Below are 16,745 nucleotides of genomic sequence, written 5' to 3'. Positions count from 1 at the left end.
CGAGGGTCGCTCCCCATCGTGGAATGAGCTACCCGCGCTTCCCGTTAGCATGGACATCCGCACCGATCAAGGCCATTTGGGGAAGGTGTCATGACTGCCAACGTCGACGGAGTGCCCGAGAAATTCGCGACACTCGGGCTGACCTACGACGACGTGCTGCTGCTGCCGGGCGCGTCGGACATGGCGCCCGACGAGATCGACACCACCTCGTACGTCTCCAAGAACGTCCGGGTCAGCATCCCGCTCCTGTCCGCCGCCATGGACAAGGTCACCGAGTCGCGCATGGCGATCGCGATGGCCCGCCAGGGCGGTGTCGGTGTACTGCACCGCAACCTGTCCATCGAGGACCAGGCCAACCAGGTCGACCTGGTCAAGCGCTCCGAGTCCGGCATGGTGGCCAACCCCATCACCATCCACCCGGACGCCACCCTCGGCGAGGCCGACGCCCTGTGCGGCAAGTTCCGCATCAGCGGCGTTCCCGTCACCGACCCCGCCGGCAAGCTGCTCGGCATCGTCACCAACCGTGACATGGCCTTCGAGAGCGACCGCTCCCGCCGGGTACGCGAGGTCATGACCCCGATGCCCCTGGTCACCGGCAAGGTCGGCATCACCGGCGACGAGGCCATGGAGCTGCTGCGCCGCCACAAGATCGAGAAGCTTCCGCTGGTCGACGACGCGGGCGTCCTCAAGGGCCTGATCACGGTCAAGGACTTCGTCAAGGCGGAGAAGTACCCGAACGCCGCGAAGGACGCCGAGGGCCGTCTCATCGTCGGTGCCGCGGTCGGCGTGGCGGGCGACGCCTTCGAGCGCGCCCAGGCTCTGATCGAGGCCGGTGTCGACTTCATCGTCGTCGACACCGCGCACGGCCACTCCCGGCTGGTCGGTGACATGGTCGCCAAGATCAAGTCGAACTCGTCCGGCGTCGACGTCATCGGCGGCAACATCGCCACCCGCGAGGGCGCTCAGGCGCTCATCGACTCCGGCGTGGACGGCATCAAGGTCGGCGTCGGCCCGGGTTCCATCTGCACCACCCGCGTGGTCGCCGGCATCGGTGTGCCCCAGGTGACCGCCATCTACGAGGCGTCGCTCGCCGCCAGGGAGGCCGGTGTCCCGGTCATCGGCGACGGCGGCCTGCAGTACTCCGGCGACATCGCGAAGGCCCTGGTCGCGGGCGCCGACACGGTGATGCTGGGCTCGCTGCTGGCCGGCTGCGAGGAGTCGCCGGGCGAACTGCTGTTCATCAACGGCAAGCAGTTCAAGTCGTACCGCGGCATGGGCTCCCTGGGCGCGATGCAGTCCCGCGGCGACCGTAAGTCCTTCTCCAAGGACCGCTACTTCCAGGAGCGCATCGCCTCCGACGACGAGCTGATCCCGGAGGGCATCGAGGGCCAGGTGCCCTACCGCGGCCCGCTCTCCTCGGTCGTCCGCCAGCTGGTCGGCGGTCTGCGCCAGTCGATGTTCTACGTCGGCGGCAGGACGGTCCCCGAGCTTCAGGCGAAGGGCCAGTTCGTCCGGATCACCTCCGCGGGTCTGAAGGAGAGCCACCCGCACGACATCCAGATGACGGTCGAGGCGCCGAACTACAGCAGGAAGTGATCCACGCGCTCCACGCGCGCGTGGAGCGCGTCCGGCGATCCTGACGATGACGACCTCCGAGGGGCGGTCCGGAAGCTTCCGGACCGCCCTCGTCGTCCGTCCGGGGCGGCCCCCGTCGCAGCCGTCGGCGATACTGGAAGACGCTGAAACGCATCAGGGAAAGGCCACAGACGTGACTGAGATCGAGATCGGGCGCGGCAAGCGCGGCCGCCGGGCGTACGCCTTCGACGACATCGCCGTCGTCCCCAGCCGCCGTACGCGGGACCCGAAGGAGGTCTCGATCGCCTGGCAGATCGACGCCTACCGCTTCGAGCTGCCCTTCCTGGCCGCCCCCATGGACTCGGTCGTCTCCCCGGCCACCGCGATCCGCATCGGCGAGCTGGGCGGCCTGGGTGTACTGAACCTCGAGGGCCTGTGGACGCGGTACGAGGACCCCCAGCCGCTCCTCGACGAGATCGTCGAGCTGCCGGTCGAGGCCGCCACCCGGCGCCTCCAGGAGGTCTACGCGGCTCCCATCAAGGAGGAGCTGATCGGGCAGCGCATCAAGGAGGTGCGCGACTCGGGCGTGGTCACCGCGGCCGCGCTCTCCCCGCAGCGCACGGCCCAGTTCTCCAAGGCCGTCGTGGACGCGGGCGTGGACATCTTCGTCATCCGCGGGACGACGGTCTCGGCGGAGCACGTCTCCCACTCGCACGAGCCGCTGAACCTGAAGCAGTTCATCTACGAGCTCGACGTCCCGGTGATCGTCGGCGGCTGCGCCACCTACACCGCCGCCCTGCACCTGATGCGTAGCGGCGCGGCCGGCGTGCTGGTCGGCTTCGGCGGCGGCGCCGCGCACACCACGCGCAATGTGCTCGGCATCCAGGTCCCGATGGCCACGGCGGTCGCGGACGTGGCGGCGGCCCGCCGCGACTACATGGACGAGTCCGGCGGCCGGTATGTGCACGTGATCGCGGACGGCGGCGTCGGCTGGTCCGGTGACCTCCCGAAGGCGATCGCCTGCGGTGCCGACGCCGTGATGATGGGCTCCCCGCTGGCCCGCGCCACGGACGCGCCCGGCAGGGGCCATCACTGGGGCATGGAGGCCGTCAACGAGGAGCTGCCGCGCGGCAAGAAGGTCGACCTCGGCACGGTCGGCACGATCGAGGAGGTCCTCACCGGTCCCTCGCACACCCCGGACGGCTCGATGAACCTCTTCGGTGCCCTGCGCCGGGCGATGGCCACCACCGGCTACAGCGAGCTGAAGGAGTTCCAGCGGGTCGAGGTGACGGTGGCGGACTCACAGCACCGGCGGTGATGTGACGCGGCGCTCGGCTTGAGCGGACGAAGGGGCCTGGTTCACCCGGACGGGTGTACCGGGCCCCTTCGTGTTTCCAAGTGCCCAGGTGGGGGCGCATTTTCCTGCGAAGGGCGCACGGTTGCGTTCGGGGCGAAAGCGGATTGGAGGACGGTGCCGGGGCGGTAACGTCCGTGTCCGGCGACCCGGTTCTCGGGGGCGCCCCCTTCCAGGGACATGGTTCCGGACCCCGGCCGGTCGGGGCCCGGCCCGAGTTCCGACGGACCGCCTACCGGGCCAATGGGCGGCATCGCGGAAGGGGGCGCGCCCATGGGCCGTCACCGCAGGCCCACCCGCTGGGACCGGATCCGTCTGTGGACGGTGAAGTGCCGGAGGAGGTGGATCTTGCGGATCTTCGGATGGTGAGCGGCCACCCCCACGAGGACTAGGGGTGGACACTCTGTTCACCATTCGGGAGCCTGCCGCAGTGGCCGCTGCGGTGGGCTCCGCCTTTTGTACGGTACCGGATCCGCCGTCGGGCGGTCCGGCATCGGTGTAGGTGGATCTTGCGGATCTTCGGATGGTGAGCGGCCACCCCCACGAGGACTAGGGGTGGACACTCTGTTCACCATTCGGGAGCCTGCCGCAGTGCCCTCTGCGGTGGGCTCCGTCTGCCCGTACCGTAGCGGCGCAGCCGTCCCCACTGCCACCGTCCCCGGAGGCCCGGGCGCCGCACGCGCCCCCCTTCACAACCGATGCGCCGCCCCCGTAGGCGCGGCCCCCCGTGTGTCCAGCAGCAGCTGGGCCTTCACCGACAGGCCCTGGAGGTCGTAGGTGCGGTGCTGCTGGAGCAGGATCGTCAGATCCGCGCCCGCCACCGCCTCGTACAGCGAGTCCGCGCGCGGGATCGGGCGGTCGAGGACGCTCCAGGACGGGACGAGCGGGTCGTGGTAGCTGACGGAGGCACCCAGCTCCATCAGGCGCAGCGCGATCTCCTGCGCGGGGGAGCCCTGGAGGTCGGCGAGGTCCGGCTTGTAGGTGATGCCGAGCAGCAGGACCCGGGCGCCGCGGGCCGACTTGCCGTGCTCGTTCAGAAGGGCCGCGGCGCGCTGCACGACGTACTGCGGCATGCGGCTGTTGACCTGCTGCGCCAGCTCCACCATGCGCAGGCTGCGCCCGGTCGGGCTCGTCAGGTCCTGGGGGACGGCGTGGCCGCCGACGCCGGGGCCGGGGCGGAAGGCCTGGAAGCCGAACGGCTTGGTCTCCGCGCAGCGGATGACGTCCCACAGGTCGACGCCCAAGTCGTGGCACAGCACCGCCATTTCGTTGACCAGTGCGATATTGACCTGCCGGTAGTTGGTCTCCAGCACCTGCACGGTCTCCGCCTCGCGCGGTCCACGCGCGCGTACCACCTTGTCCGTCAGGCGCCCGTAGAACGCGGCGGCGGACTCCGTGCAGGCGGGGGTGAGGCCGCCGATGACCTTGGGCGTGTTGGCGGCCCCGAAGTCGCGGTTGCCGGGGTCGACGCGGCTGGGGGAGCAGGCGAGGTGGAAGTCGCGGCCCGCGCGCAGCCCGGAGCCCGCCTCCAGGAGCGGACGCAGGAACTCCTCGGTGGTGCCGGGCGGAACCGGTGACTCCAGGATGACGGTGGTGTGCGGGCGCAGCCGCCCGGCGAGGGTGCGGGCGGCGGCCTTCACCTGGTCGAGGTCGGGTGCGCCGTCGGCGCCGCGCGGGGTGGGGGCGCAGATGACGGCGGTGCGGACGCGGCCGAGTTCGGCGGGGTTGGTGGTGGGCCGGAAGCCTCGTGCGAGCATCCGGCGCAGTTCGGCGGCGGTGAGGGAGCCGGCCTCGGGCCCTGTGCGGTACCCGAGCGTCGGGATGCCGGCCGCGACGGCGGCCTGAGCCAGGGGCAGGCCGAGATGACCGAGTCCGATGACGGCGAGATCTGCGGGCATGGCGTGGGCCGTCCTTCCCAGTAGCCGAAGCGGGAGAGGTGCGCAACCGCTGTGGACAGAATGAGCGAGCGAAGAGCGCAATGTCAGACTAGGAGTAAATATGACCGATTTGCGTGATTGACTGCGCGCGTTTCCTCAGGTGTTTGTCCACAGGCCGCCGGTGCGTGGTGGCCGAAGTCGGGCATCACGGTCAGACTTTGGGCATGAGGAGAGGTGAGCCGGTAGTCGCTTGACGGGTGTGGGCCGGCGCGACATGGCGGGAGGCAGCGGTGAGGACAGCGACACTGGGGCCGGCGCAGCGTGCCGAGTCACTGGCGGGCATGGCCGAGCGCGAGCTGGACGTGCTGGTCGTGGGCGGAGGTGTGGTCGGCGCGGGCACGGCGCTGGACGCCGCCACCCGCGGACTGTCCACGGGCCTGGTCGAGGCCCGGGACTGGGCGTCGGGCACCTCCAGCAGGTCCAGCAAACTGATACACGGCGGCCTGCGCTATCTGGAGATGCTGGACTTCGCCCTTGTGCGCGAGGCGCTGAAGGAGCGCGGTCTGCTGCTGGAGCGCCTGGCGCCCCATCTGGTGAAGCCGGTCCCCTTCCTGTACCCCCTGAAGCACAAGGGCTGGGAGCGGCTGTACGCGGGCACGGGCGTCGCGCTCTACGACGCGATGTCGATGGCGCGCGGCCACGGCCGGGGTCTGCCGCTGCACCGCCACCTGACCCGCCGTCACGCCCTTCGCGTCGCCCCCTGCTTGAAGAGGGACGCACTGGTCGGCGCATTGCAGTACTACGACGCACAGGTGGACGACGCCCGCTTCGTGACGAACCTGGTGCGCACCTCCGCGTGGTACGGCGCGAAGGTCGCCAACCGCGCCCGTGTGACAGGCTTCCTGCGCGAGGGCGCGCGGGTCGTGGGCGCCAGGGTGCTGGATGTGGAGGGCGGCGGGGAGTACGAGGTCCGCGCCCAGCAGATCGTCAACGCGACGGGGGTGTGGACCGACGACACCCAGGCGATGGTGGGCGAGCGGGGCCAGTTCCACGTCCGGGCGTCCAAGGGCATCCACCTGGTCGTCCCGAAGGACCGGGTGCACTCGACGACGGGTCTGATCCTGCGTACCGAGAAGTCCGTCCTCTTCGTCATCCCCTGGGGCCGGCACTGGATCATCGGCACCACCGACACCGAATGGAATCTGGACAAGGCCCACCCCGCCGCCTCCAGCGCCGACATCGACTATCTGCTGGAGCATGTGAACTCGGTGCTCGCGGTGCCGCTCACCCGTGACGACGTCGAGGGCGTGTACGCGGGCCTCAGGCCCCTCCTCGCCGGCGAGTCGGACGCCACCAGCAAGCTGTCCCGCGAGCACACCGTGGCGCACCCGGCACCCGGCCTGGTGGTCGTCGCGGGCGGCAAGTACACGACATACCGGGTGATGGCCAAGGACGCCGTCGACGAGGCGGTGCACGGCCTCGACCGGCGGGTGGCCGAGTGCGTCACCGAGGACGTCCCCCTGCTGGGCGCGGAGGGCTACCGGGCGATGTGGAACGCACGGGCGTACACCGCCGCGCGCACCGGACTGCACGTGGCCCGGGTCGAACACCTGCTCAACCGCTATGGCTCGATGACGGAGGAGGTGCTCGATCTGATCGTGGCCGACCCCTCCCTCGCCGAACCGCTCCATGCGGCCGACGACTATCTGCGCGCCGAGGTCGTCTACGCCGCCTCGCACGAGGGCGCCCGGCACCTGGACGACGTGCTGACCCGGCGGACCCGAATCTCGATCGAGACCTTCGACCGCGGGACGCGCAGCGCCCGGGAGGCGGCCGAACTGATGGCGCCGGTGCTCGGCTGGGACGCGGACCACATCGAGCGCGAGGTCGAGCACTACCAGAAGCGGGTGGAGGCGGAGCGGGAGTCGCAGCGTCAGCCCGACGACCTGACGGCGGACGCGGCGAGGCTGGGAGCGCCGGACATAGTGCCGCTGTAGTCGCCGGGGCGTCCCGGGGGCAGGGAATCACTCGAACGGGTGGCGCGATCCGGGACCTTTGTTCGGCACCGGTTCGTTCCAAGAGGTGCGGGGACAGAATTCGGCGGTGAGCAGGTCCCGTTCCAGGCCGGAGTCCTCGAAGACGTCCGTGTCCACCCGGAAGGTGAGGACGCGACGGCCGTCGACGGTGGCCGCGGTGCGCACGTAGCTTCCGGAGATCCGGCCGTCGTGCCCCCACACCGTGGTGCCGCACGGAAGCCTCACCGGAAGCAGCCCCATGCCGTACACGCCATGTGCGGTCCGGGTGTCGAGCATCTCGCGCAGCCCGCGCGGCGACAGCAGTTCACCGCCGAGCAGCGCCGAGTAGAAGCGGTCCAGATCGGCGAGCGTCGTCACCAGCTCACCCGCCGCGCCGGCCACGCGCGGGTCCAGCTCCGTGACCTCGGAGCCGTCGGCGGCCCAGGCGCGGCCGTGCGGTGAGGGAAGGGTGGTGCGGGTGCCCGGGAAGGAGGTGCCCGTCAGACGGAGGGGAGTGATGATGCGGCGCCCGGCCTCGGCGGCGTACGAGTGCCCGGTGACCTGCTGGATCACCATGCCGAGCAGTACATAGTTGGTGTTGGAGTACGAGAATCGGCCCCGGGCGGCCGGAGGGTGGGTGAGCGCGATGCGTACGGCCTGAAGAGGGCTCAGGGGGAAGACACCCCTGGTGTCCTCGGTGAAGTCGGCCAGTCCACTGGTGTGAGTGAGCAGAGCACGCAGGGTCAGCGCGCGGCCGTCGTTGCCCGAGCCGCGCACCAGGCCGGGCAGATGGTCCTCCACCGTGTCCGACAGGGACAGCCGGTCCTCGTCCGCCAGTTGGAGGACGACCGTTGCGATGAAACTCTTGGTGATGCTGCCGGCGCGGAAGTGGTCGGACCGAGCGATGCCGTGACCGGCACGGGCGAAGCGCGCACCCGTTTCCTCCCGGGCCAGCAGCGCCGCGCCCGGCACCCGGTCCCGTCCGACCAGCTGGGAGAGCACCTCGTCCGTCGGAGCCGCGTGGCCCCCGGAGCCGCCGGGGGCGATCCCGAGCAGCGCCAGGCACACGGGCACGGCCGGCAGACTCCAGGATGTCCGGCGCGGCGCCATCGCGATCCCTCCTTGTCGCGGCCCATCATGGGGGACCTGCCTGTGAACGGGAACGGGTGGGTGCGTGCGCGACCGCTCCGGTGACGGGACAGGAGCGCGCAAGGGGTGCACACCGGGCGCCCGGGGCGCTCGCCCCGGCATCGGTCGCACTCCTGCGGCCCTCTCGAGGCGCCCCCCGGCGTGGAGTGACCCGCCGGTCCCGGGGCACCCTGGGCGTTGGGCGGTCCGCGCGTGAGGGACAATGGAGGCTCTGTCAGGGCGGGTTGCATGAGGGGACGCATGTCGGAGGCGGAGCGGGCGGGGACATCCCGTCAGGACAAGAGCGAACGTCTCCTCGCCGGGCGGTACCGGCTGGGAGACGTACTCGGCCGCGGCGGCATGGGCACGGTGTGGCGGGCCGAGGACGAGACCCTCGGCCGTACGGTCGCCGTCAAGGAGCTGCGGTTCCCGTCGAGCATCGACGAGGACGAGAAGCGCCGGCTGATCACGCGCACGTTGCGGGAGGCCAAGGCGATCGCCCGGATCCGCAACAACGGCGCCGTGACGGTCTTCGACGTGGTCCACGAGGACGACCGGCCCTGGATCGTGATGGAGCTGATCGAGGGCAAGTCGCTCGCCGAGGTCATCCGCGAGGACGGTCTGCTGGAGCCGAGGCGTGCCGCCGAGGTCGGACTCGTGGTCCTCGACGTGCTGCGCGCCGCGCACCGCGAGGGGATCCTGCACCGCGATGTGAAGCCGTCGAACGTGCTGATCGCCGAGGACGGGCGGGTCGTGCTCACGGACTTCGGCATCGCGCAGGTCGAGGGCGACCCCTCCATCACCTCCACCGGCATGCTGGTCGGCGCCCCCTCGTACATCTCGCCGGAGCGGGCGCGCGGGCACAAGCCGGGCCCGGCGGCGGACCTGTGGTCGCTCGGCGGACTGCTGTACGCGGCGGTCGAAGGCGTTCCGCCGTACGACAAGGGGTCGGCGATCGCCACGCTGACCGCCGTGATGACCGAGCCGCTGGAGGAGCCGAAGAACGCGGGCCCGCTGAGGAGCGTCATCTACGGCCTGCTCGCCAAGGATCCCCAGCAGCGGCTGGACGACGCGGGTGCCCGGGCCATGCTCAACGAGGTCATCCACGCCTCCGAGAAGAAGCAGGAGGTGCCGGCTGACGCGACGCGGGTCGTGGCGCTGCCGCCGGCGCCCCGGGACGGCAAGGACGAAGGGGCCTCGGCCTCCGGGGGCAAGCGGGGCGAGGAGGCCGCCGAGCGGTTGCGCGGGGCGCTGAGGTCCGTGCGCAAGTCCGCGGCCTCGCTGGGCGCGGCGACGGCCGCCGCCACGGTCGCACGGACCAAGTCCGCGGGGACCGCGACGGAGGAGGCCGCTTCCGGGGACGCGGGCGCCGCCCGTGGGACCACGCCCGCCGCCGGGACGCCGGGTCCGGGCGGGTCGACCGGTTCCGCCCCCTCCGCCGGAACGGCCGGCTCGGCCGGTTCATCGGCTCCATCCGCTTCCTCCGGTTCGCGCGGTTCGGGGACGGGGTCCGCGGACCTGCGGGAAGACCAAGCCCCCGGCGGATCGAACTCCGGTTCTGCGAAGCCGAGTTCGGGATGGCCCATACTGCCGGACCCGGACCGGCCCGCGCGGCCGGTGCCTCCGCCGCGGGCGCCGCTCACCGACGTGGTGTCGAAGCGGACACTGGTGATCGTGGCGATCGTCGTGGCGCTGGCCTTGCTGGGGACGGTGCTCGCGCTCACCCTCGGCGGCGGCGACAGCGGCGCGCAGAACGACGGGAAGGGCGGCACCAAGGCGGCCGCCTCCGACGACCCGACGGCCCGGAACGGCGGCGGTGGCGGCAGGAGCGGCGGCAGCACGCACACGGACAGCGGGAACGGTGCCGCGACGGGCGGTTCCGCGGCGAGCGGGTCGGAGACGCGGAACACCGTGGACGGATCTCCGGCCGCGGGCGGGAGCGATGGCTCCTCCTCCGGCTCCGCGGGTGGTGACGACGGCTCGGCGAAGACCTACAAGGGCGGCCAGGGTTACTCCATCGGGCTGCCGAAGGGCTGGAAGTACACGTCGTCGGACTCGGCGGGAGACCGTTTCGCCGGGCCCGAGGGGCAGCGGCTGCTCGTCGCCTGGACGTCCACGCCCAAGGGCGACCCGGTCGCGGACTGGGAGGACCAGGAGCACTACATGACGCGCTCCCAGTACAAGCGCGTCCGCATCGAGAAGGTGCACTACAACAGATGGAACACGGCCGACTGGGAGTTCACCTACTCCGACGACGGTACCGCATACCGGGTGATCGACCGCGGATTCGTCGTCAACTCGCATCTGGGGTACGGGCTGATGTACACGGCGAAGTCCGACGACTGGGACGGCGATCTGCGCACGGGTACCTGGAAGACGCTGACCCAGACCTTCCGGCCGAAGTCATGACGTACCCCGCACCGGAACTGACGTTCCGTACGGTCGTGAAGCGGGGAGATATGGCATCCCCGGGTTGCGGGTTGCCTCCGGCACGTATCGTGAGGAATCGCGGACCGTACGCATCCAGAACGGGGCGCAAAGCGAACGGAGTTGACCGACCGGGTGGCCGGGGGAGGCATCGTGGACGACTATGCGGGACGGGTGCTCGCCGACCGCTACCGCCTGCCGCTGGCACCCCCCGACGAGTACGAACTCGCCGAGGCCCGGGCCTTCGACACCTACAGCGGGCAGGAAGTCCTCGTACGGCAGGTGCCGTTGCCCGAGGTCGTCGAGGCGGAGGTGCTCGACGCGAACGGACTGCCCGAGGGATTCGTGGCCCGGGACGGCCGGGTGCGGGGCGCCGCCGACCGCACGAGGGCCACGCGGCGACCCGCCGAGCCGGCCGTACGGCGCGCGATCGAGGCCGCGCAGGCCGTCGCCCGGATACCCGACCACCCCCGGCTCGACCAGGTCTTCGACGTGTTCGCCGAGGGCGGTTCGCTGTGGATCGTCAGCGAGCTGGTGGCCGCGCGGACGCTGGCGGAGCTGCTCGAGGAGAAGCCGCTGACGCCGTACCGCGCGGCGGAGGTCGCCTCCGACGTCCTCACGGCACTGCGCGTGCTGCACGGCCACGGCTGGGTGCACCGGAACATCACGGCACGCACGGTGCTCGTCTGCGACGACGGCCGTGTGATGCTGACCGGGCTGGCGGCCGGGGCGGCGGAGGAGGCGCTGTGCGGGTACGACCCGGTACCGGCCCCGGAAGCAGAGGCGCAGGCCCACAAGGGTGCCGTGCCGCCCGTCGGCGGCGAGGCCGGGCCGGGGATTCCGGCCGGGGGTTCCGGGGGCCTCGCGGGGAGCGGCGTCCCCGCGGCCGGGGGCGCGCCGGGCAGGGATCCCGAGGCAGCGCGACGGGCCGCGATCGAGGCGCGGGCGAACGGGGCGGCTCCCGGCGGGGGCACGCCCCGCGGCGTACCCGCCGTGCCCCGGGCGCTCGAGTCGGCAGAGGACGTGCGGGCGGCGCGGGCCGGGGCCATCGCGGCCTACCGCGCCGGAGCGCGGGCCGCGGCACGTGTGCAGGAGGAGCATCAGGGCGGACGGGCCGCGTTGCCCGCGCCCCGTCCGGCCGTCGCGGGCGGCGGGACCGTGCCCCCGCCGCAGCGCCCCGGGCCGGATGCCGACCACCGTCCCGGCATCGCCCCGGGGCATATCGCCGACCCGTACGGAGTGGGTCGTACGACGTCCTGGCACGGCGCGGTGCCCCGCCCCGCGGCACCGGCCGCGGACGACCGGTCCCGCACCGTACCGCCCGGCAACACACCCGGAACCCAGGCCGCCGGAGACGGTGCCGCCGGCACCCCCTGGAACCACCGCGGCCCCACCACCGCCCTCGCCGCCGAGCGGGCGCGGCAGGCGCGGATGGCCGTCGTCGGCCCCGTCACCGAGCGGTGGGCGCCCGAACAGGCCGGTCCCGTGCACGAGAACTGGCAGCTGGCCCCGCCGATCGGTCCCGCCACCGACCTCTGGGCGCTGGGTGCGCTGCTGTTCCGGGCCGTCCAGGGGCATGCGCCGTATCCCGAGGAGAGCACGGCCGAACTGGTCCAGCTCGTCTGCTCCGAACCGCCCGCCTTCGCGGAGGAGTGCGGTCCGCTGCGCCCGGTCGTGGAATCGCTGCTCCGTCAGGATCCGACCGACCGCCTGGACTTCGAGGAACTGCGCGGCTGGTTGCGGTCCCTCGTCCGGTCCGCCCCCGAACCCGAGGCTGGAGCACATGTCGTCGCGGCACCGCCCGCCGACCCCAGCCGGCTGCCGATCGTACGGCGCCGCGGCGAACTCGTCCGCAGGCGCCGCGCCGGGCTGCCCGCGACCACGCGTGCCCGCCACAAGCGCGCCAGGGACGAGCGTCGGCACAAGCCCCGCCGGCTCGGCCGCACCCTGCTTCTGCTGATCCTGCTCGCGCTTGCGGCGGCGATCGCGTACGCCATGGCCTTCATGCCGAAGGCCGGGAACGGCAGCGGCACCGGTACCGCGAGCGAGCGCACCGGCACCGCCGGGGACGCCGGGCCGGCGCCGCGGCAGTCCGCGACGAGCGGCGCGCAGCAGCCGGGCCGCGGGGGCACCAAGAGCGCCTCCCCGTCGGCCGATTCCTCGCAGACGCAGCCTCAGACCGGCGATGCCCAGGTCGCCCAGGGCTTCACTCTGCGCACGGACCCCGAGGGCTTCCGTGTCGCTGTGGCGAACGGCTGGAACCGTACGCCGAAGAACAACAGGGGTCAGATCGTCTACAACCAGGGGGATTTCGAGTTGATTGTCGTCCCCGGACGCGACAGCACGAGCAGCTACGGCGGCGATCCGCTGACGTACCAGCGGGAGTCGGAGCCCGAACTCCAGCCGTTCCGCGACTCGACCTGGGCCACCTCCAGCGGAATGCGGCGCATCGACGTCGGCGGCCGGACCATGGCCGAAGGCCAGTTCACCTGGACGGACGGCAACGGGCGCGAGCTGTTCGTCCGCAATCTCGCGCTGGTCGCGGGCGGCCGCTACCACGTGGTGCAGGTCCGCGGACCGAAGGCCGAAGTGGACGAGGTGACCCGGCTGTTCGAGCAGGCGGAGCAGACGTACCGGACGACCCGCTGAGCGCACCGCCGGAGCGGACGGTCGGAGGCGGCCCCGATGGAATCCGGCGAGGAGGAGGTCCGATTGCGCTGAGTGTGCGGTGGTTCCGTCCCGTACTGGGAAGGGAGAACCGTCACAGTGCGGTCTCCGTTACCACCCCGCCGGTTCCCTGGGCGAGGGGTGCTCTTTAGTCTGACCTCGTCAAAACCATTGCGGGGAAACGTGAATCACATGCAGGGCCTGCTCCTCGCGGGCCGCTACCGGCTCGTCGACTCCATCGGCAGCGGCGGCATGGGCCGGGTATGGCGGGCTCACGACGAGGTGCTGCACCGGGCAGTCGCCATCAAGGAACTGACGGCCGCACTGTACGTCACGGAGAGTGATCGTCCGGTCCTTCTCGCCCGTACTCACGCCGAGGCACGGGCCGCCGCGCGCATCAACCACTCCGCCGTCGTCACCGTCCACGACGTCCTGGAGCACGACAACCGTCCCTGGATCGTCATGGAGTTGGTCGAGGGCGGCTCGCTCGCGGACGCGGTCAAGGAGCGCGGGCGCCTGGAGGCCGCCGAGGCGGCGCGCATAGGACTGTGGGTGCTGCGGGCACTGCGCGCCGCGCACTCCGCGGGCGTCCTGCACCGCGACGTGAAACCCGGCAACGTCCTGCTCGCCGCCGACGGACGCGTGCTGCTCACCGACTTCGGGATCGCCCAGGTCGAGGGCGACACCACCATCACGCGCACGGGAGAGATCGTCGGGTCCGTGGACTACCTGGCGCCCGAGCGCGTCCGCGGCCACGATCCGGGACCCTCCTCCGACCTGTGGGCGCTCGGCGCCACCCTGTACACGGCGGTGGAGGGCAGGTCGCCGTTCCGGCGGACCTCGCCGCTGACCACCATGCAGGCCGTCGTCGACGAAGCGCCCGCACCACCGCAGTTCGCGGGCGCCCTGGAGCCGGTGATCGCGGCGCTGCTGCGCAAGGACCCGGCCGAGCGGCCCAGCGCGGTCGAACTCGAACTGATGCTCGCCGAGGCCGCGGAGGGACGGCGGCCGAAGGCGGCGCAGGAGTATGTGGCCACGCAGCACGTGGACCTGAGCGGAGTCGGGGACCAGACCGCGGCCGTGGGCCGCCGCCGCGAGGCCCGCGCCTCGGGGACCGGCAGCACACTGCACCAGCCCGCACCCGTGCCCGTTCCGCGCAGACGCCGCCGCGGCCGCACGGTCGCGCTCGTCCTCGCGGTGGCCGCGATCGTCGGCGCGGCGGGCGCGGTGGCGGTGGACTCCCTCGGCGGACGCCGCAGCGGCGCCACCGTGAACGCCGCCGCCTCCGCCCCCACCCCGACACCCGCCGCGAGCACACGGCGGCCGGAGGGCACCGTCCCGGACGGCTGGGTGCGCAAGAAGGACCCCGCGGGGTTCAGCCTCGCCCTGCCCGGCAAACGGTGGAAGCGGCAGCCGTACGACGCCTTGCAGACCGACTACACGCCCGACGGCGGCAGGCACTTCATCCGCATCGCCGTGGACAGCTCGCCGGACTTCGACGACGCGAACCAGCACCAGCTCGACCTGGAGCAGCAGCTCCGGCGCCTCGTCGACTACAAGCAGGTGACCCTGCGCAAGAACATCTACCGTGACCGCCCCGGTTCCGTCTGGGAGTACACGTGGACCGCGCTGGCCAAGGACACCGAGTTCCCCGGACCGCGGCACGCCGTCGAGGAGACGTACTTCTCCCGTAACGGGGTGGAGTACGCCATCTACATGTCCGGTCCGGCCGCGGACTGGGACACGACGCGCCGGCAGTTCGACGTGGTGCTGCGGGGGTGGCGTCCGCCGGAGGAGTGACGGGTGCGGGGAGCGGGGGTGTGCGCCCATGCCCTTCGTACGCCCTGCCCGCCCCGTCCGCACGCCCTTGTACATCGCTTGTCGGCCACCGTGACGAGGGCCTCCGGGAGGGTCACCGTCGCGTGCGGCATGATGGGGCGCATGGGGACCGAGGGGGAGAACGTCCGTGTCATAGCGGGGCGCTACCGGCTTCAGGAGCGGATCGGCCGCGGTGGCATGGGCGTCGTCTGGCGGGCGTCGGACGAACTGCTCGGCCGTCAGGTGGCGGTCAAGGAGGTCACCCTCGATCCCTCGCTCTCCGCCGACGAGGCCCGGCTCCAGCGTGAGCGCACCCTGCGCGAGGCGCGCGCGGTGGCTCAGCTGCGGCACCCGCACATCGTCGTCGTCCACGACGTCGTCGAGCACGACGAACGCCCGTACATCGTGATGGAGCTGATCGACGGCGGTTCGCTCGCCGAACGCGTCGCCCGGCAGGGCCCCGTCGACGCCCGCGAGGCCGCCCGCATCGGCATCGCACTGCTGGGCGCGCTGCGGCGCGCGCACGACGCCGGTGTCCTCCACCGCGATCTGAAACCGGCGAACGTCCTCATCGAGACGGGCACCGACCGCGTCGTCCTCACCGACTTCGGCATCGCGCAGGTCTCGGGCGCCACGACGCTCACCGAGACCGGCTCCTTCGTCGGCTCCCCCGAGTACACCGCACCCGAGCGGATGTCCGGCGAGCGGACCGGACCCGAGTCCGACCTGTGGTCCCTGGGCGCGCTGCTGTGCGCGGTACTGAGCGGCGAGTCGCCCTTCCGCCGCGACTCGCTGGGCGGGATCCTGCACGCGGTGGTCGTCGACGAGATCCGTCCGCCCGCGCAGGCCGAGCCGATCCTGCCCGTCGTACGGGGGTTGCTGGAGCGCGACCCCGGGCGGCGCCTGGACGCGGCCGAGGCGGAGCGGCTGCTGCGGGAGTTCCTGGAGACGGGGCGGACACCACGGGTGCCGGTGCCCTACACGCCGACGCAGCGGGACGTGCCCCGGCGCGCCCTGACCGTCTCCCCGCGGCAGGGGCCCGACACGGCGGTGGCCCGGGAGCCGGCCGAGTCGAGGCCCGCCCGGCCGTCGGCGCGGGGCACGCTCGTCGCGGCCGCTCTGGTCGCGGCGATGGCCGGCGCGGGCGTCTCGGCGGCCGCGCTGCTGATGGGCCACGGCGACGGCGGCGTCGCGCCCGCGACCACGGGGCCGCCGCACTCGTCTGCGGCCAGCGGAGCGCCGCATCCCTCGGCCGGCACCGGAGGGCCGGGCCTGTCGTCCCCCGGCTCCTCGCCCGCCCCCACGGTGACGGTGACCCGTTCGCCGACCCGGACCACGACCGCCGGCCGCACGGCGCCCTCGGGCTACCGGCTGGTGCGGGACCCCAACGGTTTTTCGCTGGCCGTGCCGGAGGGGTTCACCCGCAGCCCGCAGGGGGAGCGGATCTTCTACCAGTCACCGGGGCAGACGTTCCGCCTCGGCATCAAGACGGTCGACCCGGACCCGGGCGGGCCGCTCGCGGTGATGCGGCGCTCGGACGCCGACGGGCCCTCCACGAACCCGGGCTACCACGACGGCAGCGTCACCGAGACCTCGCACCACGGGCACTCCGCGGCCCTCTGGGAGTTCAGCTGGAACGGCTTCACGGCCGCCGAGGGCCCCCGGCACACCTACGACCTGTGCTGGGAGGAGGACGGCCGGATGTACGACGTATGGGTGTCGGCGCCCGTCGGGAAGGTGAAGGAGGCGAAGGAGTACTTCGACGTCGCGGTCGACACGTTCGCACCTCAGTGACCGGGGTCACTGAGGTGAGGGGGCCGGTCGGGCCGGTCGGGGTGGCCACGTGACCCCGGAATCGCGTGTGCGTCACGGGTCTGTGACCGG

Annotated in this window: 9 protein-coding genes; 7 read left to right on the top strand and 2 right to left on the bottom strand. The window is 72.3% G+C overall.

Annotated features, from left to right (window positions below; translation table 11 throughout):
- Window positions 1-90 precede the first annotated feature (90 nt).
- Window positions 91-1,596, top strand: a complete 1,506-nt coding sequence (guaB, locus tag ABZ876_RS03040) for an IMP dehydrogenase (RefSeq protein WP_361773364.1) — start codon at window positions 91-93, stop codon at window positions 1,594-1,596.
- 172 nt (window positions 1,597-1,768) lie between these two features.
- On the top strand, window positions 1,769-2,893 hold the full coding sequence (locus tag ABZ876_RS03035; RefSeq protein ID WP_361773360.1) for a GuaB3 family IMP dehydrogenase-related protein: 1,125 nt from the start codon (window positions 1,769-1,771) through the stop codon (window positions 2,891-2,893).
- Window positions 2,894-3,618: 725 nt separating this feature from the next.
- Here the strand turns inward: ABZ876_RS03035 and ABZ876_RS03030 are convergent.
- Window positions 3,619-4,827 (bottom strand): nucleotide sugar dehydrogenase, encoded by a 1,209-nt coding sequence (locus ABZ876_RS03030; RefSeq protein WP_361773357.1) that lies wholly within the window; start codon window positions 4,825-4,827, stop codon window positions 3,619-3,621.
- 269 nt (window positions 4,828-5,096) lie between these two features.
- Between ABZ876_RS03030 and ABZ876_RS03025 the strand changes: the two genes are divergently transcribed.
- Window positions 5,097-6,803 (top strand): glycerol-3-phosphate dehydrogenase/oxidase, encoded by a 1,707-nt coding sequence (locus tag ABZ876_RS03025; RefSeq protein ID WP_361773354.1) that lies wholly within the window; start codon window positions 5,097-5,099, stop codon window positions 6,801-6,803.
- Between the two features lie 27 nt (window positions 6,804-6,830).
- Here ABZ876_RS03025 and ABZ876_RS03020 read toward each other — a convergent pair whose 3' ends face one another.
- Complete coding sequence (locus ABZ876_RS03020; protein WP_361773351.1) at window positions 6,831-7,931, bottom strand: serine hydrolase domain-containing protein; 1,101 nt, start codon at window positions 7,929-7,931, stop codon at window positions 6,831-6,833.
- Window positions 7,932-8,210: 279 nt separating this feature from the next.
- On the opposite strand from ABZ876_RS03020, the gene ABZ876_RS03015 reads away from it, so the two are divergent.
- The 4 genes from ABZ876_RS03015 (at window position 8,211) to ABZ876_RS03000 (ending at window position 16,655) form a co-directional block, all read left to right on the top strand.
- Window positions 8,211-10,358 (top strand): serine/threonine-protein kinase, encoded by a 2,148-nt coding sequence (locus ABZ876_RS03015; protein ID WP_361773927.1) that lies wholly within the window; start codon window positions 8,211-8,213, stop codon window positions 10,356-10,358.
- Between the two features lie 171 nt (window positions 10,359-10,529).
- A complete protein-coding gene (locus ABZ876_RS03010; protein WP_361773348.1) occupies window positions 10,530-13,025 on the top strand; it encodes a protein kinase in 2,496 nt (831 codons plus the stop codon).
- A 210-nt stretch (window positions 13,026-13,235) separates the two neighbouring features.
- A complete protein-coding gene (locus ABZ876_RS03005; RefSeq protein ID WP_361773924.1) occupies window positions 13,236-14,843 on the top strand; it encodes a serine/threonine-protein kinase in 1,608 nt (535 codons plus the stop codon).
- Between the two features lie 141 nt (window positions 14,844-14,984).
- Complete coding sequence (locus tag ABZ876_RS03000; protein WP_361773345.1) at window positions 14,985-16,655, top strand: protein kinase; 1,671 nt, start codon at window positions 14,985-14,987, stop codon at window positions 16,653-16,655.
- The last annotated feature ends 90 nt before the right edge of the window (window positions 16,656-16,745 follow it).

This window comes from Streptomyces sp. NPDC046931 (assembly GCF_040644655.1).
GTDB lineage: Bacteria > Actinomycetota > Actinomycetes > Streptomycetales > Streptomycetaceae > Streptomyces.
Note: the sequence above shows the minus strand (reverse complement) of the source record. Positions and strands in the feature narration are given on the sequence as shown.